This window comes from Faecalibacterium sp. DFI.5.82, assembly GCF_029076575.1.
GTDB lineage: Bacteria > Bacillota > Clostridia > Oscillospirales > Ruminococcaceae > Faecalibacterium > Faecalibacterium duncaniae.
This window is the reverse complement of sequence record NZ_JARFIS010000333.1, coordinates 1-322: the sequence shown is the minus strand read 5'-3', so window position 1 is coordinate 322 and position 322 is coordinate 1. Positions and strand designations below refer to the sequence as shown.

The 322-nt window shown below is 62.1% G+C and carries 1 protein-coding gene; it reads right to left on the bottom strand.

What is annotated here, in order from left to right:
• Positions 1-100: 100 nt before the first annotated feature.
• A partial coding sequence (locus P0G09_RS16870; RefSeq protein WP_275253242.1) for an aminotransferase class V-fold PLP-dependent enzyme occupies positions 101-322 on the bottom strand: 222 nt, incomplete at its 5' end.

Below are 322 nucleotides of genomic sequence, written 5' to 3'. Positions count from 1 at the left end.
GCCCGGGGATGTGTTCCGCTTCGAAGTGTTTTTCCCATGCCATCGCTTCCACTGTGGTGCGTAAGGATAACACGATATAGGGTCTCTTTGCACGCATCGTTTATTCCTCCGCCAGGCTGCGCACCGCACGGGCAGCAGCAAGCGCCTCCTCCCGGGTGTTGGTGTGGGAGAAGCTGAACCTCACCACACCCTGCTCCACTGTGCCCAGCGCCTTGTGCATCAGCGGGGCACAGTGCGCACCGGCCCGCACACAGATGCCGTACTCTTCCCAGAGCTGATCCGCCACCCGGGCGGAATCCTCGCCCGTCAGATTCAGCGAGAC